This is a genomic window from Pseudomonas sp. 2822-15 (assembly GCF_002742515.1).
Lineage (GTDB): Bacteria > Pseudomonadota > Gammaproteobacteria > Pseudomonadales > Pseudomonadaceae > Aquipseudomonas > Aquipseudomonas salomonii.
The window spans coordinates 442,525-461,523 of sequence record NZ_LJRY01000187.1 but is presented as its reverse complement, the minus strand read 5'-3'; the positions used below and the strand labels follow the sequence as shown (position 1 = coordinate 461,523).

Sequence of the window (18,999 nt, the reverse complement as noted above, 5' to 3'; positions counted from 1 at the left end):
GACCTTCAAGGTGACTGACTCAAGGACCGTCCATGAAACGCAGCCTGACCGTGCTCGCTATCCTGATTGCCGCCCTCTTGGCCGGCGCTGGCTGGTATGTCTACAGCAAGCAACCGACCCGCCAGGGCACCGAGACACTGGCCAACCTGCAAGGCGCAGTCACGGTGCGTTATGACGACCGCGGCGTGCCGCACATTCGCGCCGAGAACGAGACCGACCTGTACCGCGCCCTGGGCTACGTGCATGCCCAGGACCGGCTGTTCCAGATGGAGATCATGCGGCGCCTGGCCCGTGGCGAGCTGGCCGAAGTGCTGGGGCCGAAGATGCTGGAGACCGACAAGCTGTTTCGCAGCCTGCGCATTCGCGAGCGCGCCTTGAGTTACGTCGAGCACATGGATCACGACTCGGCAGCCTGGAAGGCCTTGCAAGCCTACCTGGACGGCATCAACCAATATCAGGACAGCCACGCCAGCCCCATGGAGTTTGACGTGCTGGGCATCCCTAAACGACGCTTTACCGCCGAGGACACCATCAGCGTCGCCGGGTATATGGCCTACAGCTTTGCGGCCGCGTTTCGTACCGAGCCGCTGCTGACTTACGTGCGCGACCAGTTAGGCAGCGACTACCTGAAAGTCTTCGACCTCGACTGGCAACCCAAGGGCGCCCTCAACCTGGCTGCCGGCGACTGGAAATCCCTCGGCGCCCTCGCCGCCTTGAGTGACAAGGCCTTGGCCGATAACGGCTTGCCGCAGTTCGAAGGCAGCAACGCCTGGGCCATCAGCGGCAGCCGCACTAAAAGCGGCAAGCCGTTGCTGGCCGGCGACCCGCATATTCGCTTCTCGGTGCCGTCGGTGTGGTACGAGGCGCAGTTGTCGGCGCCGGGCTTTGAGCTGTACGGCTATCACAACGCACTGGTGCCGGTGGCCTTCCTGGGGCACAACCTGGATTTCGGCTGGAGCCTGACCATGTTCCAGAACGATGACCTCGACCTGATCGCCGAAAAGGTCAACCCGGACAACCCCAACCAGGTCTGGTACCACGGCCAATGGGTCAACCTGACCAGCAGCGAACAGCAGATTGCAGTCAAGGGTCAGGCGCCGGTGACGCTCACCCTGCGTCAGTCGCCCCACGGCCCGATCATCAATGACGTGCTGGGCGAGAATGCCGGCAGCACGCCGATTGCCATGTGGTGGGCGTTCCTCGACACCGAAGACCCGATCCTCGAAGGCTTCTACGAACTCAACCGCGCCGACACCCTGGCCAAGGTGCGCGCCGCCGCCGCCAAGGTTTCGGCGCCGGGCCTGAATATCGTGTGGGCGAATGCCAAGGGCGATATCGGCTGGTGGGCGGCGGCGCAGTTGCCGATCCGCCCGGCCGGCGTGAACCCGGCATTCATTCTCGACGGCAGTACCGCCCAGGCCGACAAGCTGGGCTTCTACCCGTTCAGCGCCAACCCACAGGAAGAAAACCCGGCCCGTGGTTATGTGGTGTCGGCCAACGCCCAGCCGGCCTCGCCCACCGGCATGGAGATCCCCGGTTACTACAACCTCGCCGACCGCGGCCAGCAGTTGAACACGCAGTTGAGCGACAAAAGCGTGAAGTGGGACGTGAACAACAGCCAGGCCTTGCAATTGGGTACCACCACCGCCTACGGCCCACGCCTGCTGGCGCCGCTGTTGCCGGTGCTGCGTGAAGTGGTCAAGGACCCGGCGCAGCTTAAACTGGTGGAGCAGCTTGCAAGCTGGAAAGGCGACTACCCACTGGACTCCACCAGTGCCACGCTGTTCAACCAGTTCCTGTTCAACCTCACCGACGCGGCCTTCCACCCGAAACTGGGCGATGCGATGTTCAAAACCCTGATCACCACGCGGGTGATCGACGCCGCACTGCCACGCCTGGCCGCCTCAGCGGACTCACCATGGTGGAACGGCAAGCGCGCCGACACGGTAAAACTTGCCTGGGACAACAGCCTGGCGCACCTCAAGGCCACCTTTGGCGATGACCCGTCGCAATGGCAGTGGGGCAAGGCCCACACCCTGACCCACGGGCACCCGCTGGGCATGCAGAAGCCGCTGGACAAGATTTTCAACGTCGGCCCATTCCCGGCGCCGGGCACCCACGAGGTGCCGAACAACCAATCGGCCATGATCGGCCCTGCGCCGTGGCCCGTGACCTATGGCCCGTCGACCCGGCGCCTGATCGACTTTGCCGACCCGGCCCATGCGTTGACCATCAACCCCGTGGGGCAAAGCGGCGTGCCGTTTGACTCGCACTATGGCGACCAGGCGGAAACCTATATCGAGGGTGGGTACGAGCAGGCGCATTTCAGTGAGGAAGAGGTGACGGCGAATACCCGTGGCACGCTGAAGCTGTTGCCTGCCCGATAACAGCCTTTAAACCCGATCAATGTGGGAGCTGGCTTGTGTGGGAGCTGGCTTGCCTGCGATAGCATCAACTCGGTCCATCAGGCAGACCGAGTTGATGCTATCGCAGTTAGTCTGTGTTCGCCCGCATCCGCCCTGGCGCCTCGCCATAGGTTTCCTTGAATTTCTTGCTGAACGCCGCCTGGGACTGGTAACCCACCTGCGCAGCGATATCCAGCAGGCTCAGGCGCGACTGGCGCAGCAGGTTGAACGCCAGCTCCATGCGCAGCTGGGTCAGCAGCACCCACGGCGACACACCCGCGACTTTCACAAACGCCCGCATGAAGGTGGCCCGCGACATGGTGGCTGCCGCCGCCAGGCTGTCGATGGTCCACTCATGGCCGGGCTCGGCCAGCATCGCCTGCCAGGCTTTGCTCAGGCGTTTGTCGGCGAGTAAGGCGAAGGTGCCCGCCACCGGCGCCTGGCGGGTCAGCCAGGTGCGCAGGATCAGGGTGAACAAGGCCTGCGACAGCGCGTCGATAAACGAGCGTGCGCCCAGTTGCTGGCCGTCCGCTTCGCTGCGCAACAAGGCAATCAGCGCTGCCAATTGCCCATCGCCCTGCCACTGGCGGCTGGACACCACCAGGTAGTCCGGCAACGCACCGAACAACAATGACTGGCGGTTGTAGCGAAAGCTGCCGCAGAGCATGTCCACGTCCGGTTGCTCACCACCCAGGCGGTGGATCGGCAACAGGCCGCCCTCAATAACGGTCTGCGCCACCGGTTTTACCCGCACGCCCTGGCTGCGCACCAGGTGCGTCGCGCCACCGGGCATCAACAGAATGTCGCCCTCCTCCAGCGTCACCTGCTGGCCGCCCGACAACTCGGCATGGCAGGTGCCCGCCAGCACAATGTGATACGGCGCCACGCCCAGCGGCTCAGGCGCGTGGTCCATGGCCCATGCGCCCTGGAACTGGCAGCGCAGGTCCAGGCTGCCGCGCAGGTTGGCCAACGCAATCAGGGTGTCGATGGAGTTCATTTGCGAGCATCGGTCAAAAAGGTGAGTGGATCGAACAAAAGCGCCAAACCTGAACCGCGCACACTGGCTTCACACCCAACCCGTTCAGGAGTTACCGCAATGTTCAATAACTGGTCCAACTTGCTTGCTAACGTGAATAAAACCTTTGGTGCGCTGGGCAAGAGCAACCCGAAGATGGTCAAAGCCTACATGGCGCTGGGCGAGGCTGCCGAGGAAAACAATGTACTCGACGCCAAGACCCGTGAGCTGATTTCCATCGCCGTGGCCATCACCACACGCTGCGACGGCTGTATCGCCGCGCATGCCGACGCGGCGATCAAGGCCGGCGCGACCCGCGAAGAAGTCGCCGCCACGCTCGCCACCGCCATCTCGCTGAATGCCGGTGCTGCGTACATCTATTCGCTGCGCGCGCTGGAAGCCTACGACACGCTCACACCGGCGCCGCAAAGTTAAGCCGGAACTGTTGCGGCGTCACGCCCAGCCGGCGGTTGAACACACTGCGCATGTGCTGGGCGTCACGAAAGCCGCATTGGTAGGCCACGGTTTTCAGCGGTGCGGGGCTGCTTTCGAGCATCACCCGCGCCGCGTCTACTCGCGCCCGCTCGACAAACTCGGCGGGGGTTATGCGCGCTTCACGGGCAAACACCCGGGAAAAATTCCGCGCACTCATATTGGCAGCCCTGGCCAGGTCGGCAATGCCCAAATCCCCGGTCAGGTTCGCCAGCACATACAACTGCACCAACGCCACCGCCGAGGTGCTTTCGGCGTGGGGCGTGAGGAACGGGCTGAACTGCGACTGGCCGCCCGAGCGCTGAGTGAACACCACCAGGCGCTTGGCCACGCTCAACGCGACTTCCGGGCCGTGGTCCTGGGCCAGCAGATACAGGGACAGGTCGATGCCGGCCGTGACGCCCGCCGAGGTGTAGAGATTGCCGTCCTGCACGTAGAGGCGGTCGGCATCGACCTGGGCCGAGGGGCACAGGCGCGCCAGGTCGGCGGCGTCGTTCCAGTGGGTGGTGACGGTTTTGCCATCCAGCAATCCGGCACGGGCCAGCATGAAGGCACCATTGCAGATGGAGCCGAAACGCTGTGCGCGGGCGGCGGCGCCGCGTAGCCAATCATCAAACGGGGCGCCGAAATCTTCGAACGGCAGCTGCGGGCCACCGGCAACCAGCAACAGATCATAGGCTTGCAAGGCGTCGCAGTAATGCTTGTGGGCCTGCAATGACAGGCCGTTGGAGGCTGAAATAGTGCCGTGGCTCAGGCCGATCACTTCAAGCTGATAATGGTCTTCGGGCGGCAGAAAACGGTTGGCCTCGCAGAACACATCCATGGGGCCGGTCACGTCCAGTGACTGGACGCCGGGGAAGATCAGGATGGCGACGGTTTTGCCCATGAACACACACCTTCTACTGGAGGAACGTAAACCCCTGTGGGAGCTGGCTTGCCTGCGATGGCATCCCCTCAGTCTAACTGACAGACCGAGTCGCCAGCATCGCAGGCAAGCCAGCTCCCACATTTGACCGCATGTGGCTTGATATCGCGCCACATTGGCCGACATCGCACCCTCGCCGCGATAGCCCCATCGCGGGTACGGGACCAGACTTCACTCATCGGCGCCACCCCTGGCGCTTTGTTGAGGAGAACGACCATGAGCAACGCCATCGCCGGCATCCAGATCCCGGACAGCGCCCTGGCCAAGGCCACCACCGAATACATCCGCGACGTCGAATCCGACCTGCTTTACCACCACTCGCGCCGGGTGTTTCTGTTCGGTGCGTTGAGCGGTGAGCGCAAGCAACTGGCCTACAACCCGGAACTGCTGTACGTCGGCGCGATGTTCCATGACCTGGGCCTGGTCGAAGGCCATCGCAGTGACAACGAGCGTTTCGAAGTGGACGGCGCCAACGCAGCGGCCGCGTTCCTCAAGCCTTACGGGCTGAGCGATGACGATATCGAACAAGTCTGGTTGTCGATCGCCCTGCACACCACGCCGGGTGTACCGCAGCATTTGCGCCCGACCGTGGCGCTGGTGACTGCAGGCGTTGAGATGGACGTGCTGGGCATGGACTACGCCGCCTTTTCCAGCGTGCAGCGCGAAGCCGTGGTGCATGCGCATCCACGCGGCGAAGGGTTCAAGGAGTGCATCATCTGCGCGTTTGCCGACGGCCTGCGCCATCGTCCGCAGACCACGTTTGGCAACGTGAAGACCGATGTGCTGGTGGATCAGGAGCCGGGGTTCAAGCCGATGAACTTTGTCGAGGTGATTCGCAAGTCACCGTGGGCTGCCTGACTAGATCGTTCCAACGCTCTGCGTGGGAATGCAGCCATGGACGCTCCGCGTCCGCTCTTGGGAGTGTGACGCAGAGCGTCACAGGAGGCGTTCCCACGCGGAGCGTGGGAACGATCTTTATCAGGTTAGACCGGCGCAGGCGCCCGGCGCTTGTCCGGTTGCTGCCAACCGTCCGCCGCCGCTTCTTCGATGGCTTGTTGAATCGCCTTCTTGCGCATCTCTTCGGCCCGACGGCTGAAGAACCACACCAGGAAGGTCACCAGCGACACCGCCAGCAGAATCAAACTGGCCACGGCGTTGATCTCGGGTTTAACCCCCAGACGCACCGCCGAGAACACTTCCATCGGCAACGTCGTCGAACCCGGCCCCGACACGAAGCTGGCCAGTACCAGGTCATCCAGCGACAGCGCGAACGACATCATGCCGCCCGCCGCCAGCGACGGCGCGATCATCGGGATGGTGATCAGGAAGAACACCTTCCATGGCCGTGCGCCCAAGTCCATCGCCGCTTCTTCGATCGACAGGTCCAGCTCACGCAAGCGCGCCGACACCACCACCGCCACATACGCCGCGCAGAACGTGGTGTGAGCGATCCAGATGGTGACGATGCCACGTTCCTGGGGCCAGCCGATCATCTGCGCCATCGCCACGAACAGCAGCAACAGCGACAGACCGGTGATCACTTCGGGCATCACCAATGGCGCAGTCACCAGGCCACCGAACAGCGTGCGGCCCTTGAACTGGCTGATACGTGTCAGCACGAAGGCCGCCAGCGTACCCAATGCCACCGCGGCCACCGCCGTGTAGCAGGCGATTTCCAGGGAGCGCGCCACCGAGCCCATCAACTGGGTGTTGTCCAACAGGCCCACGTACCACTTGATCGACCAACCGCCCCACACTGTCACCAGCTTGGATTCGTTGAACGAGTAGATCACCAGGATCAACATCGGCAGGTAGATGAACAACAAGCCTGCGACCAGCATGAAGCTGGAGAAACGAAAGCGCTTCATATCTTGCCCTCCAGCTCTTTGGCTTGGCTGCGGTTGAACAGGATGATCGGCACGATCAGGATCGCCAGCATCACCACCGCCAGGGCAGACGCCACCGGCCAGTCACGGTTGTTGAAGAATTCTTGCCACAGCACTTTACCGATCATCAGGGTTTCCGGGCCGCCGAGCAGTTCAGGAATCACGAACTCGCCCACCACCGGGATAAACACCAGCATGCAACCGGCGATGATGCCGTTCTTGGACAGCGGCACGGTGATTTTCCAGAAGCTGTTGAAGGTGCTCGAACCCAGATCGGATGCGGCTTCCAGCAGGCTCTGGTCGTGTTTGACCAGGTTGGCGTACAGCGGCAGGATCATGAACGGCAGGTACGAATAGACCACGCCGATATACACCGCAATGTTGGTGTTGAGGATCTGCAGCGGCTCGTTGATCAGCCCGATGGACATCAGGAAGCCGTTGAGCAAGCCGTTGTTGCTGAGGATGCCCATCCACGCATACACGCGGATCAGGATCGCAGTCCAGGTCGGCATCATGATCAGCAGCACCAGCACGGTCTGCATCTCTTTGCGCGCGGTGGCGATGGCGTAGGCCATCGGGTAGCCGATCAGCAGGCACAGCAGCGTGCTGAAAAACGCCATCTTCAGCGAGCCCAGGTAGGCGGCGATGTACAACTCGTCGCCCGCCAGCAAGCTGTAGTTGGCCAGGTTCAGCACCACTTGCAGCTTTTGCTCAACGTAGGTGTAGATCTCGGTGTAAGGCGGGATCGCCACGTCGGCTTCGGCAAAGCTGATTTTCAATACGATGAAAAACGGCAGTGCGAAAAACAGAAACAGCCAGAGGAATGGAATCCCAATGACCACCTGCTTGCCATTGGGGATTATGCGATCCAAGCGCCGCTTGAACTTCTTCATATTCATGAGCGAAGTACCACGCCGCTGTCGTCTTCCCACCACACGTACACCTGGTCACCCCAGGTTGGGCGCTGGCCACGGCGTTCGGCGTTGGCCACGAAAGACTGCACCAGCTTGCCGCTCGGCAGTTCCACGTAGAACACCGAATGGCCGCCGAGGTAAGCGATGTCGTGCACCTTGCCGCTGGACCAGTTGTGTTCGCAGGTCGGCATTTCGGTAGTGACCAGCAGTTTTTCCGGGCGGATCGCGTAGGTTACCGACTTGTCTTCCACCGAGGTGGCGATGCCGTAGCCCACGTAGATGTCGCGGTCCAGGTCCGGGCACTTGAGCACCGCGTGGCCTTCGGCATCGTCCACCACCTGGGTGTCGAAGATGTTGACGTTGCCGATGAACTCGCACACCAGGCGGCTGGTGGGGGTTTCGTAGATGTCGATCGGGCTGCCGATCTGCGCGATCCAGCCCAAGTGCATGATCGCGATGCGCTCGGCCATGGTCATGGCCTCTTCCTGGTCGTGGGTCACCATCACGCAGGTCACGCCCACGCGCTCGATGATTTCCACCAGTTCCAGCTGCATCTGCGAACGCAGTTTTTTGTCCAATGCACCCATCGGCTCATCGAGCAGCAGCAGTTTCGGGCGCTTGGCCAGGGAACGTGCCAACGCCACACGCTGGCGCTGGCCACCGGACAGCTGGTGCGGCTTGCGCTTGGCGTACTGGCTCATCTGCACCAGCTTGAGCATCTCGGCCACGCGGGCGTCGACTTCAGCCTTGGGGATCTTGTCCTGTTGCAGGCCGAAGGCAATGTTCTGCGCCACGGTCATGTGTGGGAACAAGGCGTAGGACTGGAACATCATGTTGATCGGCCGCTCGTAGGGCGGCATGTCGGTGATGTCCACACCGTCGAGGTAGATGCGACCTTCCGTTGGGCGCTCGAAGCCTGCGAGCATGCGCAGCAGGGTGGATTTGCCCGAACCCGATCCGCCGAGCAAGGCGAAGATCTCGCCTTTTTTGATTTCCAGGGACACATCGTCCACGGCAATCGTCTCGTCGAACTTCTTCGTGACCCGGTCGATTTTGACCAACACCTTTTTCGGTGTCTGGTCGCCCTCGAGGGCTTTCTTATAGGCGCCGGAGGCAACTGCCATTTACGAAACTCCCAACAAAATTTGAGGTTCGCCCAAGACGGGCAAAACCTTGGATAGTTTGAGCTTTACTTGCCCGTCTTGACCTTGGTCCAGCTACGGGTCATTAAACGCTGCACTTTCGGGGGTAGCTCGAAGTTGACGAACGTCCGGTCGAGAACCGCCTGCGGTGGGTAAACCGCTGCGTCAGTGCGTATCGATTGCTCCATCAGTTTGTCCGCCCCTGGGTTAGGGTTGGCATAACCGACTTGATCACTGACCTGAGCGATCACCTCAGGTTGCAGTAAATAGTTGATGAAGGCATGGGCCTCTTTGACGTTGGTGGCATCCGCCGGGATCGCCAGCACGTCAAACCACAAATTGCCGCCTTCTTTGGGAATCGTGTAGGCGATGTTCACGCCTTTGCCAGCTTCAGCCGCACGGGCCTTGGCCTGAAACACATCCCCGGAGAAACCGGCCGCCACGCAAATGTTGCCGTTGGCCAGGTCCGAGATGTATTTGGAAGAATGGAAATAGGTCACGTAGGGGCGCACTTTGAGCAGCTTCTCTTCGGCCTTCTTGTAGTCTTCGGGGTTGGTGCTGTTGGGGTTCAGGCCCATGTAGTTGAGCACCGCCGGCAGCATCTCATCGGCCGAGTCCATGAACGAAACGCCACAGGTGGCGAGCTTCTTCATGTTCTCCGGTTCGAACAGCACGGCCCAGGAATCGATATGGTCGACGCCCAGCACTTCTTTGACTTTGTCGACGTTGTAACCGATGCCGTTGGTGCCCCACAGGTACGGTACGGCGTACTGGTTACCCGGATCGTTCTTTTCCAGGCGCTTGAGCAGCACCGGGTCCAGGTTGGAATAGTGAGTCAGCAATGACTTGTCGAGCTTCTGGAACGCACCGGCCTTGATCTGCTTGCCGAGAAAGTGATTGGACGGCACCACCACGTCGTAACCGGTACGACCGGCGAGCAACTTGCCTTCCAGGGTTTCGTTGGAATCAAACACGTCATACACGGGCTTGATGCCAGTCGCCTTTTCAAAGTTGGCCAGGGTGTCCGGGCCAATGTAGTCCGACCAGTTATAAATATGCACCGTCGGTGCGGCCTGCACGCTCACAGCCAGCGTGATACCTGCACCCACCAGCATGGCTTTGCGAAATAAAGAAATTGGCAAGTGGAGGTCCTCTTAAATAGTTGGGCCTTAAAGTTGTTGCCCGGCAACAAAACCGGCGCGCAACTTACCCTCGATAAACCGATCCGGCAAAACTTTCTGTCATTTAATTTGTGTGAACGGGCTATGTGGGAGCGGGCTTGCTCGCGAAAGCGGAGTATCAGTTGATACATCCGCTGGCTGACACACCGTCTTCGCGAGCAAGCCCGCTCCCACACAAGCCACTCCCACAGCTTTTAAGGCTTACTTACCAGATTTGATCTTGGTCCAGCTGCGTGTCATTTCTCGCTGGGTTGCAGCCGGCAAGTCAGCAATGGCGTAGAGCTTGGCCTGCACATCGGCTGGCGGGTAGATGCCCGGGTCGCTGGTGATGTCTTTGTCGACCAGTGCGGTAGCCTTCTCGTTACCGTTCGGGAAACGCACGCTGTTGGTGATCGAGGCCATGACTTCCGGCTTGAGCAGGTAGTTCATGAACTTGTAGGCGGCGTCGACGTTTTCGGCATCTTTAGGGATGGCGACCATGTCGAAGAAGCTGCCGGCTCCTTCTTTCGGAATGTCGTAGGCCACTTTGACCTTGCCACCGGCTTCAGCCGCGCGGGACTTGGCCTGCTGGATGTCACCCGAGTAACCCACGGCTACGCAGATGTTGCCGTTGGCCAGGTCCGAGATGTACTTGGACGAGTGGAAGTAGCCGATCGATGGGCGCAGCTTGAGGAACAGGTCTTCAGCTTGCTTGAGGTCAGCTTTCTTCTGGGTGTCGGTCGGCAGGCCCAGGTAGTGCAGTGCCACCGGCAGCATTTCGGTTGGCGAATCAAGGAAGCTCACACCGCAGCTTTTGAGCTTGGCGATGTTCTCAGGCTTGAGCAGCACGTCCCACGAGTCGATCTTGTCGATACCCAGTGCGGCCTTGACCTTCTCCGGGTTGTAGCCGATACCGATCGAGCCCCACATGTACGGGAAAGCGTGCTTGTTGTCCGGGTCGCTGATCGACACGGCTATAAGCAGGGATTTGTTCAGGTTGTCGTAGTTGGTCAGCTTGGACTTGTCCAGCTCCTGATAGACACCGGCCTTGATCTGCTTGGCGAGGAAGTTGTTCGACGGCACGACGATGTCGTAACCGGACTTGCCTGCCAGCAACTTGGCTTCGAGGGTCTCGTTGCTGTCAAAAACGTCGTACACCACCTTGATGCCGGACTCTTTTTCAAAGTTGGCGATGGTGTCCGGTGCAATGTAGTCGGACCAGTTGTATACGTGCAGGACTTTATCGTCTGCCTGGGCCGCGCCCGCCATTGCGCCCAACAGGGACAAGGCGAGGAGGGTCTTGCCAGCGTTCTTCAAACCTAATGCCTTCATTTGGTGATGCTCCAATTTTTCTTTTTTGGGCCACGTTCTTACAGTGTTAAGCGGCCCGTTAAAGGGCAACAAAACAGAGCGACAGTCTGGCAAGTTCCGAGGCCGGCTTTCAACCAAAGCCTCATTTATAGCTGCTCAGAATGCAGCGCCCGAAGGCCGCTGCGTTCTGAGCCTAGCACTTAGCCCTGCAATGCCGCCAAAGTCAGGTCCAGGCAATGGCGAGCCTTGGTCACCAGCTCGTCGATTTGCGCATTGCTGATCACCAGCGGCGGCGAAATGATCATGGTGTCGCCTACGGCGCGCATGATCAGGCCATTCTCGAAGCAGAACGTGCGGCAGATCATGCCCACACCACGGCCTTCGTAACGTTTGCGCGTGGCCTTGTCCTGCACCAGCTCAATCGCCCCGAGCATGCCCACACCGCGCACTTCACCCACCAGCGGGTGATCAGCCAGTTCCCTCAGGCGTTTCTGCAAATACGGTGCCGCTTCTTCGTGCACGCGCTTAATGATTTTTTCATCACGCATGATGCGGATGTTTTCCAAAGCCACGGCGGCGGCCACCGGGTGACCGGAATAGGTGAAGCCGTGGTTGAAATCGCCGCCTTCATTGAGCACGGCAACCACGTCGTCGTGCACGATCAGGCCGCCCATGGGGATGTAACCCGAGGTCAGGCCTTTGGCGATGGTCATCATGTGGGGCTTGAGGTCGTAGAAATCGCTGCCGAACCATTCGCCGGTACGGCCGAAACCGCAGATCACTTCGTCGGCGACGAACAGGATGTCGTACTTGGCGAGGATTTCCTTGATGCGCGGCCAGTAGCTCTCAGGCGGCACGATCACGCCACCGGCACCCTGGATCGGCTCGGCAATAAAGGCCCCGACGTTGTCCACGCCCAGCTCCAGAATCTTTTCTTCCAGCTGGTTGGCAGCCCAGACCCCGAACTCTTCCGGGCTCATGTCGCCGCCTTCGCCATACCAGTACGGCTGGGCGATGTGGGTGATGCCAGGGATCGGCAAGTCGCCCTGTTCGTGCATATAAGTCATGCCGCCCAGGCTGGCGCCGGCCACGGTGGAGCCGTGGTAGCCGTTCTTGCGACTGATGATGGTTTTCTTGTTCGGCTGGCCCTTGATCGCCCAGTAGTGGCGGACCATGCGCAGCATGGTGTCGTTGCCTTCGGAGCCGGAACCGGTAAAGAACACGTGGTTCATGCCGGCAGGCGCGATATCGGCAATGACTTTGGCCAACTCCAGCACCGGCGGGTGCGCGGTCTGGAAGAACAGGTTGTAGTAAGGCAGTTCTTTCATCTGTTTGGCGGCGGCGTCAGCCAGCTCGTCGCGACCGTAACCGATCGCCACGCACCACAGGCCGGCCATGCCGTCGAGGATCTTGTTGCCTTCGCTGTCCCACAGGTAAACGCCGTGGGCTTTGGTGATGATCCGTGGGCCTTTCTCTTTCAATTGCTTGAAGTCGCTGAACGGCGCCAGGTGGTGATCATTGCTCAAGGCTTGCCATTCACGGGTTTGCGGGTTGTTGCTGGACATACCGGTCTCCTAGACTTTTTCGGTGAAGGGCGCGCGGGTTGCCCCACGCGCCCGGCGCATCAGACGGCGAAGAGCAGGAATTCCCGCTCCCACGAACTGATCACGCGCTTGAAGTTTTCATGCTCGGCCCGCTTGACCGCGACGTAGCCTGTGATGAATTTCTGCCCCAGGTACTTCTCGATGGTTTTGCTGTTTTCCATACGCTCCAGGGCATCTTCGATGGTCAACGGCAGGCGCAGGTTGCGGCGCTCGTAACCACGGCCCACCACCGGTGCACTGGGGTTATGGCCTTCGACCATGCCGATGTAGCCACACAGCAAGCTGGCGGCAATCGCCAGGTACGGGTTGGCATCAGCGCCCGGCAGGCGGTTTTCGACGCGGCGGTTCTGCGGGCCGGCATCCGGTACGCGCAGGCCGACGGTGCGGTTTTCTTCGCCCCACTCCACGTTCACCGGCGCCGAGGTGTCGGGCAGGAAGCGACGGAACGAGTTCACGTTGGGGGCAAACAGCGGCAGCAATTCAGGGATGAACTTCTGCAGGCCGCCAATGTGGTTGAGAAACAGCTGGCTCATGGTCCCGTCTTCATTAGAGAAAACGTTCTTGCCGGTGGCGATGTCGATGATGCTCTGGTGCAAGTGCATCGCGCTGCCCGGCTCGCCGGTCATCGGCTTGGCCATAAAGGTGGCGGCTACGTTGTGCTTGAGCGCGGCCTCACGCATGGTGCGCTTGAACACCAGGATCTGGTCGGCCAGGGACAGGGCATCGCCGTGACGGAAGTTGATTTCCATCTGCGCCGTGCCGTCCTCGTGGATCAGGGTATCGAGGTCCAGCTCCTGCAGTTCGCACCAGTCGTAGACGTCTTCGAACAACGGGTCGAATTCGTTGGCGGCTTCTATAGAGAAGGACTGGCGGCCCGTTTCCGGGCGACCGGAACGGCCAATCGGCGGTTGCAGCGGGAAGTCCGGGTCTTCGCAACGTTTGGTCAGGTAGAACTCCATCTCCGGCGCCACGATCGGCTGCCAGCCCCGGTCGGAATAGAGCTTGAGTACCTTCTTGAGCACGTTGCGCGGCGACAGCTCGATGGGGTTGCCTTGCTTGTCGTAGGTATCGTGGATCACCTGGGCGGTGGGCTCGATGGCCCAAGGCACCAGGAATACCGCGTTCTGGTCGGGGCGACAGATCATGTCGATGTCGGCCGGGTCGAGCAATTCGTAATAGATGTCGTCTTCGACATAGTCGCCGGTCACGGTCTGCAACAGAACGCTCTCGGGCAAGCGCATGCCTTTTTCGGCGATGAACTTGTTGGTCGGCGAGATCTTGCCCCGGGTGATGCCCGTGAGGTCGCCAATCATGCATTCGACTTCTGTGATCTTGTGGTCTTTCAACCAATCGGTGAGCTGGTCGAGGTTGTTACTCATAAATGCCTCTGGGCTGTGTTTCCTGACATCCATTAAAGGTCAGGCGTTGGTTGACGCAGCATCCGCGTCGCTGGTTCATTCAGGGTAGGAGCTTACCTGCCATTTGCTGCAGCGTTGCATTCCTCACGCCAAAGTTGTGCGCAATCTTGATCGGCAGCGCAGGCAGCGGCCGGTCAGTGGCAGATGGGGAGGCAAAAAAGAGGTCGGACGGGCCGTCAAGAATATTGGCCGGTGCGTGGGCATTTACGCTGTAGGAATAGACTGCGGACAAAGCCTGGCGGAGGCAGGCAGAGACGCCGAACGGCGGCAGGTGAAACATGAAGCACCCCGGTATTATTGCTGTTATGGGTTTGAATCGAGCTTAGCCTTGTTCATTTTTTTACACAACACCCCCGTAAAAAATACAACACGGCCCGCTTTAGCCTGCTAGTCCCAAGCCCTTCAAACCCACAAAACCGCCCCGAAAAGCCCCAAAAAAGGCCTCAGGGCGCTTTTTTAGGGCAAAAAAGGCCTTGCTTGACTTCGGCATGCCGTTCGGGTTGACTGAAACCAGAAAAGATCAATGATTGATATTTTTAACAACAAAGGTGTTGCATCATGTCGGTACCCCCGCGTGCCGTTCAGCTTAACGAAGCGAACGCGTTCCTTAAGGATCATCCTGAGGTTCTGTACGTAGACCTTCTAATTGCGGATATGAATGGTGTGGTGCGCGGTAAGCGCATCGAACGCACCAGCCTCCACAAGGTTTACGAGAAGGGCATTAACCTGCCTGCCTCTTTATTTGCCCTGGATATCAATGGCTCGACGGTGGAAAGCACCGGCCTGGGTCTGGACATCGGTGATGCTGACCGAATCTGTTATCCAATCCCCGACACCCTGTGCAATGAACCCTGGCAAAAGCGCCCCACCGCGCAACTGCTGATGACCATGCACGAACTTGAAGGTGAACCTTTCTTCGCCGATCCTCGCGAAGTGCTCCGCCAAGTTGTAAGCAAATTTGACGACCTTGGCCTGACCATCTGCGCCGCCTTCGAGCTTGAGTTCTACCTGATCGACCAGGAGAACGTGAACGGCCGCCCACAACCGCCCCGCTCGCCGATCTCCGGCAAACGCCCGCACTCGACACAGGTCTACCTGATCGACGACCTCGACGAATACGTCGACTGCCTCCAGGACATTCTGGAAGGTGCCAAAGAGCAAGGTATCCCGGCTGACGCCATCGTCAAGGAAAGTGCCCCGGCGCAGTTCGAAGTGAACCTGCACCACGTCGCCGACCCGATCAAGGCTTGCGACTACGCGGTACTGCTCAAGCGCCTGATCAAGAACATCGCCTACGACCATGAGATGGACACCACCTTCATGGCCAAGCCTTACCCAGGCCAGGCAGGCAACGGTTTACACGTACACATCTCCATTTTGGACAAGGACGGCAAGAACATTTTTGCCAGCGAGGATCCCGAGCAGAACGCCGCACTGCGTCACGCGATCGGCGGTGTGCTCGAGACCCTGCCCGCCCAAATGGCGTTCCTGTGCCCCAACGTCAACTCCTACCGTCGTTTCGGCGCACAGTTCTACGTGCCGAACTCGCCGTGCTGGGGCCTGGATAACCGCACTGTGGCGATTCGCGTACCCACCGGCTCGTCCGATGCCGTGCGTATCGAACACCGCGTGGCCGGTGCCGACGCCAACCCTTACCTGCTGATGGCTTCGGTCCTGGCGGGTGTGCACCACGGTCTGACCAACAAGATCGAGCCTGGTGCTCCGGTGGAAGGCAACAGCTACGAGCAGAACGAACAGAGCCTGCCGAACAACCTGCGCGATGCATTGCGTGAGTTGGACGACAGCGAGGTGATGGCCAAGTACATCGATCCCAAGTACATCGATATCTTCGTCGCCTGTAAGGAAAGTGAGCTGGAAGAGTTTGAACACTCCATCTCCGACCTTGAGTACAACTGGTACCTGCATACTGTGTAAGCAGTAGCAGTTTTAAAAGAATGCTGCAGGCTTTATGGCCTGCGGCATTTTTTTGCGCTGCAATCTCGTTCCCACGCTCTGCGTGGTAATGCAGCCAGGGACGCTCTGCGTCCCAAGAGCGGACGCGGAGCGTCCAGCGAGGCATTCCCACGCAGAGCGTGGGAACGATCATAAGGTCGCGTACAATGCGCTCTGCCTTGTAGGAGACTTCCATGCCCACCCGCCCCGCCGCCCCTCGCAAACCCCGCGCCCGCAGCCAGGCACGGATCGATGCGATCCTCGACGCCGCTCGCACCTTGTTGGCGAGCGAAGGCGTGGCGAGCTTGTCGATCTACAGCGTGGCCGAACGGGCGCAGATCCCGCCGTCGTCGGTGTATCACTTTTTCGCCAGCGTGCCGGCGCTGCTGGAGGCGTTGACCGCCGATGTGCACGCCGCTTTCCGCGCCGCGATCCAGGCGCCTATCGAGCATGATTCACTCAAGGTGTGGCGCGACCTGTCCTCTATCGTCGAGCAACGCATGCTCAGCATCTACAGCAACGACGCGGCTGCACGTCAGTTGATCCTGGCGCAGCACGGGCTTGCCGAAGTGACCCAGGCGGACCGTCAGCATGACTTGGAGTTGGGGGATTTGATGCTTGAAGTGTTCAACCGCCACTTCGAAGTGCCGACCTTGCCCACCGACGTGGACGTGTTCGCGCTGGCGCTGGAGTTGAGCGACCGTGTGTACGCGCGTTCGGTGCATCAGCATGGGCAGATTACGCCGCGCATGGCCGAGGAAGGGATGCGGGTGTTTGATGCATATGTGGGGCTTTATTTGCCGGCGTATTTGCCTAAGCGCTGAGCCTGGTGGCGGCTAGGCCGGCCCTATCGCGGGCAAGCTCGGCTCCCACATTTTGAGCTGTGAATACATTCAAATGTGGGAGCTGGCTTGCCTGCGATAGCGATTGCAAGGCCGCCAATCACAACTTGGCGATCGACACCTCGGTGGACTTCACAAAGGCAATCACTTCGCTGCCGATCACCAGTTCCAGCTCTTTGACCGAGCGGGTAGTGATCACCGAAGTCACGATGCCGGACGCGGTCTGCACGTCGATTTCCGACAGCACGTCGCCTTCGACGATTTCCTTGATGGTGCCTTTGAACTGGTTACGTACGTTGATGGCTTTGATAGTCATGATGGTTTTCCTCTATGAGTTATTGAGCCCAACGCAATTGCGTAGGCAGCGGTGAAACAGGTTCAGGTTCCGGCGGCGAGCCTGGCAGCGACAGCACCCGGTTAAGCACTTCGGCTTCCAGCGCGGCCAGGCGATGTGAGCCCCTGGCGCGTGGGCGCGGCAGATCGACGATCAGGTCGAGGCCGATTTCGCCGTCTTCGATCAGGATCACGCGGTCAGCAATCGCCACGGCCTCGCTGACGTCGTGGGTGACCAGCAACACGGTGAAGCCGTGCTTCTGCCAGAGGTTTTCGATCAGTTGCTGCATCTCGATGCGGGTCAGGGCGTCCAGCGCGCCCAAAGGTTCGTCGAGCAATAGCAGGCGCGGCTGGTGAATCAACGCACGCGCCAGGGCCACACGCTGCTTCTGGCCGCCGGACAAGGCCGCCGGCCATTCATTGGCACGCTCGGCCAAACCCACCGCTTCCAGCGCTTCCAACGCCTTGGGGCGCCAGTTGCCCTTGAGGCCAAGGCCCACGTTGTCGATGATCTTTTTCCACGGCAGCAGACGCGCTTCCTGGAACATCAGCCGCGTGTCTTCAATTGCCTCGTTCAGCGGCGCGGAACCGGCCAGCAACTCGCCGCCACTGGCTTTATCCAGGCCTGCGAGCAGACGCAGCAAGGTACTTTTGCCGCAGCCGCTGCGGCCGACCACGGCCACGAACTGGCCAGCCGGAATGTGCAGGTCAATCTCTTTGAGTACTTCCCGCGCACCAAAGGCCTTGCGCAATTTGCGCACCGCCAGCGGGATGCCCTTGAGCAGGCGCGGAGGTTGTTGAGCGGTCATGCCGCACCTCCTTTATTCACTTGGTAAGCCGGATGCCAGCGCAGCCACACACGTTCCAGGCCACGCGCCGCGAGGTCGGCGAGCTTGCCGAGGATGGCGTACAGCACAATCGCCAGTACCACCACGTCGGTTTGCAGGAATTCGCGGGCGTTCATGGCCAGGTAACCGATGCCGGAACTGGCCGAGATGGTTTCCGCCACGATCAGCGTCAACCACATAAAGCCCAGGGCGAAGCGCACGCCCACCAGAATCGAAGGCAAGGCGCCCGGCAGGATCACTTGCCAGAACAGGCTGAAACCGGACAGGCCGTAGCTGCGCGACATTTCCACCAGCGCCGGGTCGACGTTGCGGATGCCGTGGTAGGTGTTCAGGTAGATCGGGAACAGCGTGCCGAGGGCGACCAGGAAAATCTTCGCCGTCTCATCAATGCCGAACCACAAAATCACCAGCGGAATCAGCGCCAGGTGCGGCACGTTGCGGATCATCTGCACCGAGCTGTCCAGCAGGCGCTCGCCCCACTTCGACAGGCCGGTGATAAAGCCCAGGGCCAAACCGATGCTGCCACCGATCACAAAGCCCAGGCCCGCACGCCAGCCGCTGATGGCCAGGTGCGTCCAGATTTCGCCGCTGCGTACCAGGTTGACCCCAGCTTCGATCACCGCACTGGGCGCCGGCAAAATGCGCGTCGACAACCAGCCCGCCGACACCGACAGCTGCCACACCGCCAACAACAAAATCGGCAGCACCCAAGGCGCGACGCGGTGGCTTAACTTTTCAAAATCCATAATGG

At 60.3% G+C, this 18,999-nt stretch carries 18 protein-coding genes; 5 read left to right on the top strand and 13 right to left on the bottom strand.

Annotation, left to right across the window (positions count from 1 at the left end):
* Positions 1-32: 32 nt before the first annotated feature.
* On the top strand, positions 33-2,387 hold the full coding sequence (locus AOA59_RS16920; RefSeq protein ID WP_099488389.1) for a penicillin acylase family protein: 2,355 nt from the start codon (positions 33-35) through the stop codon (positions 2,385-2,387).
* A gap of 106 nt (positions 2,388-2,493) precedes the next feature.
* On the opposite strand, the gene AOA59_RS16915 is transcribed toward AOA59_RS16920, so the two are convergent.
* Entirely contained in the window at positions 2,494-3,402 is a 909-nt protein-coding gene (locus AOA59_RS16915) for an AraC family transcriptional regulator (RefSeq protein ID WP_099488387.1), read from the bottom strand.
* A gap of 99 nt (positions 3,403-3,501) precedes the next feature.
* Between AOA59_RS16915 and AOA59_RS16910 the strand changes: the two genes are divergently transcribed.
* Entirely contained in the window at positions 3,502-3,855 is a 354-nt protein-coding gene (locus AOA59_RS16910) for a carboxymuconolactone decarboxylase family protein (protein ID WP_058421201.1), read from the top strand.
* On the opposite strand, the gene AOA59_RS16905 is transcribed toward AOA59_RS16910, so the two are convergent.
* Positions 3,833-4,798 (bottom strand): GlxA family transcriptional regulator, encoded by a 966-nt coding sequence (locus AOA59_RS16905; RefSeq protein WP_099488385.1) that lies wholly within the window; start codon positions 4,796-4,798, stop codon positions 3,833-3,835. The genes AOA59_RS16910 and AOA59_RS16905 overlap by 23 nt on opposite strands.
* 255 nt (positions 4,799-5,053) lie before the next feature.
* Here AOA59_RS16905 and AOA59_RS16900 point away from each other — a divergent pair, with 255 nt between their 5' ends.
* A complete protein-coding gene (locus AOA59_RS16900; protein WP_056860727.1) occupies positions 5,054-5,695 on the top strand; it encodes an HD domain-containing protein in 642 nt (213 codons plus the stop codon).
* 125 nt (positions 5,696-5,820) lie between these two features.
* Here the strand turns inward: AOA59_RS16900 and AOA59_RS16895 are convergent, their stop codons facing one another.
* From AOA59_RS16895 to AOA59_RS16855, 8 genes are all read right to left on the bottom strand, one after another.
* Positions 5,821-6,705, bottom strand: coding sequence for an ABC transporter permease subunit (locus tag AOA59_RS16895; protein WP_065931819.1), 885 nt, complete (start codon positions 6,703-6,705; stop codon positions 5,821-5,823).
* The gene (locus AOA59_RS16890) at positions 6,702-7,622 is read right to left on the bottom strand and encodes an ABC transporter permease subunit (RefSeq protein WP_065931820.1); all 921 of its coding nucleotides are present in this window, start codon (positions 7,620-7,622) and stop codon (positions 6,702-6,704) included. The genes AOA59_RS16895 and AOA59_RS16890 overlap by 4 nt, the downstream gene beginning before the upstream one ends.
* Positions 7,619-8,761 carry an ABC transporter ATP-binding protein gene (locus AOA59_RS16885; RefSeq protein WP_003195240.1) on the bottom strand — a complete coding sequence of 381 codons (1,143 nt, stop codon included), beginning with the start codon at positions 8,759-8,761 and terminating at the stop codon, positions 7,619-7,621. Before AOA59_RS16885 ends, AOA59_RS16890 begins: the two co-directional genes overlap by 4 nt.
* Before the next feature lie 65 nt (positions 8,762-8,826).
* The gene (locus tag AOA59_RS16880; protein WP_065931821.1) at positions 8,827-9,921 is read right to left on the bottom strand and encodes a polyamine ABC transporter substrate-binding protein; all 1,095 of its coding nucleotides are present in this window, start codon (positions 9,919-9,921) and stop codon (positions 8,827-8,829) included.
* 240 nt (positions 9,922-10,161) lie between these two features.
* Entirely contained in the window at positions 10,162-11,256 is a 1,095-nt protein-coding gene (locus AOA59_RS16870; protein WP_099488630.1) for a polyamine ABC transporter substrate-binding protein, read from the bottom strand.
* A gap of 194 nt (positions 11,257-11,450) precedes the next feature.
* On the bottom strand, positions 11,451-12,815 hold the full coding sequence (locus tag AOA59_RS16865) for an aspartate aminotransferase family protein (RefSeq protein ID WP_065931822.1): 1,365 nt from the start codon (positions 12,813-12,815) through the stop codon (positions 11,451-11,453).
* Between the two features lie 59 nt (positions 12,816-12,874).
* Complete coding sequence (locus AOA59_RS16860; protein ID WP_017139534.1) at positions 12,875-14,233, bottom strand: glutamine synthetase family protein; 1,359 nt, start codon at positions 14,231-14,233, stop codon at positions 12,875-12,877.
* A 79-nt stretch (positions 14,234-14,312) separates the two neighbouring features.
* Positions 14,313-14,552 (bottom strand): hypothetical protein, encoded by a 240-nt coding sequence (locus tag AOA59_RS16855; protein ID WP_074854488.1) that lies wholly within the window; start codon positions 14,550-14,552, stop codon positions 14,313-14,315.
* A 278-nt stretch (positions 14,553-14,830) separates the two neighbouring features.
* On the opposite strand from AOA59_RS16855, the gene AOA59_RS16850 reads away from it, so the two are divergent.
* Positions 14,831-16,207, top strand: coding sequence for a glutamine synthetase family protein (locus tag AOA59_RS16850; RefSeq protein WP_003213894.1), 1,377 nt, complete (start codon positions 14,831-14,833; stop codon positions 16,205-16,207).
* Between the two features lie 212 nt (positions 16,208-16,419).
* Entirely contained in the window at positions 16,420-17,049 is a 630-nt protein-coding gene (locus tag AOA59_RS16840; RefSeq protein WP_056860733.1) for a TetR/AcrR family transcriptional regulator, read from the top strand.
* 118 nt (positions 17,050-17,167) lie between these two features.
* On the opposite strand, the gene AOA59_RS16835 is transcribed toward AOA59_RS16840, so the two are convergent.
* The 3 genes from AOA59_RS16835 to ssuC are packed head-to-tail and all read right to left on the bottom strand — an operon-like array spanning position 17,168 to position 18,994.
* Positions 17,168-17,383: a molybdopterin-binding protein gene (locus AOA59_RS16835; protein ID WP_003213899.1), complete on the bottom strand. Its 216-nt coding sequence runs from the start codon at positions 17,381-17,383 to the stop codon at positions 17,168-17,170.
* Between the two features lie 19 nt (positions 17,384-17,402).
* Entirely contained in the window at positions 17,403-18,209 is an 807-nt protein-coding gene (gene ssuB, locus AOA59_RS16830) for an aliphatic sulfonates ABC transporter ATP-binding protein (RefSeq protein WP_056860734.1), read from the bottom strand.
* A complete protein-coding gene (ssuC, locus tag AOA59_RS16825) occupies positions 18,206-18,994 on the bottom strand; it encodes an aliphatic sulfonate ABC transporter permease SsuC (protein ID WP_017139538.1) in 789 nt (262 codons plus the stop codon). Before ssuC ends, ssuB begins: the two co-directional genes overlap by 4 nt.
* Between the last annotated feature and the right edge of the window lie 5 nt (positions 18,995-18,999).

What these genes read in the sequence shown, in the direction of transcription:
- AOA59_RS16920 (WP_099488389.1), top strand. Translation starts at nt 33, where the DNA reads ATGAAACGCAGCCTGACCGTGCTCGCTATCCTGATTGCCGCCCTCTTG.
- AOA59_RS16915 (WP_099488387.1), bottom strand. Translation starts at nt 3,402, where the DNA reads ATGAACTCCATCGACACCCTGATTGCGTTGGCCAACCTGCGCGGCAGC.
- AOA59_RS16910 (WP_058421201.1), top strand. Translation starts at nt 3,502, where the DNA reads ATGTTCAATAACTGGTCCAACTTGCTTGCTAACGTGAATAAAACCTTT.
- AOA59_RS16905 (WP_099488385.1), bottom strand. Translation starts at nt 4,798, where the DNA reads ATGGGCAAAACCGTCGCCATCCTGATCTTCCCCGGCGTCCAGTCACTG.
- AOA59_RS16900 (WP_056860727.1), top strand. Translation starts at nt 5,054, where the DNA reads ATGAGCAACGCCATCGCCGGCATCCAGATCCCGGACAGCGCCCTGGCC.
- AOA59_RS16895 (WP_065931819.1), bottom strand. Translation starts at nt 6,705, where the DNA reads ATGAAGCGCTTTCGTTTCTCCAGCTTCATGCTGGTCGCAGGCTTGTTG.
- AOA59_RS16890 (WP_065931820.1), bottom strand. Translation starts at nt 7,622, where the DNA reads ATGAATATGAAGAAGTTCAAGCGGCGCTTGGATCGCATAATCCCCAAT.
- AOA59_RS16885 (WP_003195240.1), bottom strand. Translation starts at nt 8,761, where the DNA reads ATGGCAGTTGCCTCCGGCGCCTATAAGAAAGCCCTCGAGGGCGACCAG.
- AOA59_RS16865 (WP_065931822.1), bottom strand. Translation starts at nt 12,815, where the DNA reads ATGTCCAGCAACAACCCGCAAACCCGTGAATGGCAAGCCTTGAGCAAT.
- AOA59_RS16860 (WP_017139534.1), bottom strand. Translation starts at nt 14,233, where the DNA reads ATGAGTAACAACCTCGACCAGCTCACCGATTGGTTGAAAGACCACAAG.
- AOA59_RS16855 (WP_074854488.1), bottom strand. Translation starts at nt 14,552, where the DNA reads ATGTTTCACCTGCCGCCGTTCGGCGTCTCTGCCTGCCTCCGCCAGGCT.
- AOA59_RS16850 (WP_003213894.1), top strand. Translation starts at nt 14,831, where the DNA reads ATGTCGGTACCCCCGCGTGCCGTTCAGCTTAACGAAGCGAACGCGTTC.
- AOA59_RS16840 (WP_056860733.1), top strand. Translation starts at nt 16,420, where the DNA reads ATGCCCACCCGCCCCGCCGCCCCTCGCAAACCCCGCGCCCGCAGCCAG.
- AOA59_RS16835 (WP_003213899.1), bottom strand. Translation starts at nt 17,383, where the DNA reads ATGACTATCAAAGCCATCAACGTACGTAACCAGTTCAAAGGCACCATC.
- ssuB (WP_056860734.1), bottom strand. Translation starts at nt 18,209, where the DNA reads ATGACCGCTCAACAACCTCCGCGCCTGCTCAAGGGCATCCCGCTGGCG.
- ssuC (WP_017139538.1), bottom strand. Translation starts at nt 18,994, where the DNA reads ATGGATTTTGAAAAGTTAAGCCACCGCGTCGCGCCTTGGGTGCTGCCG.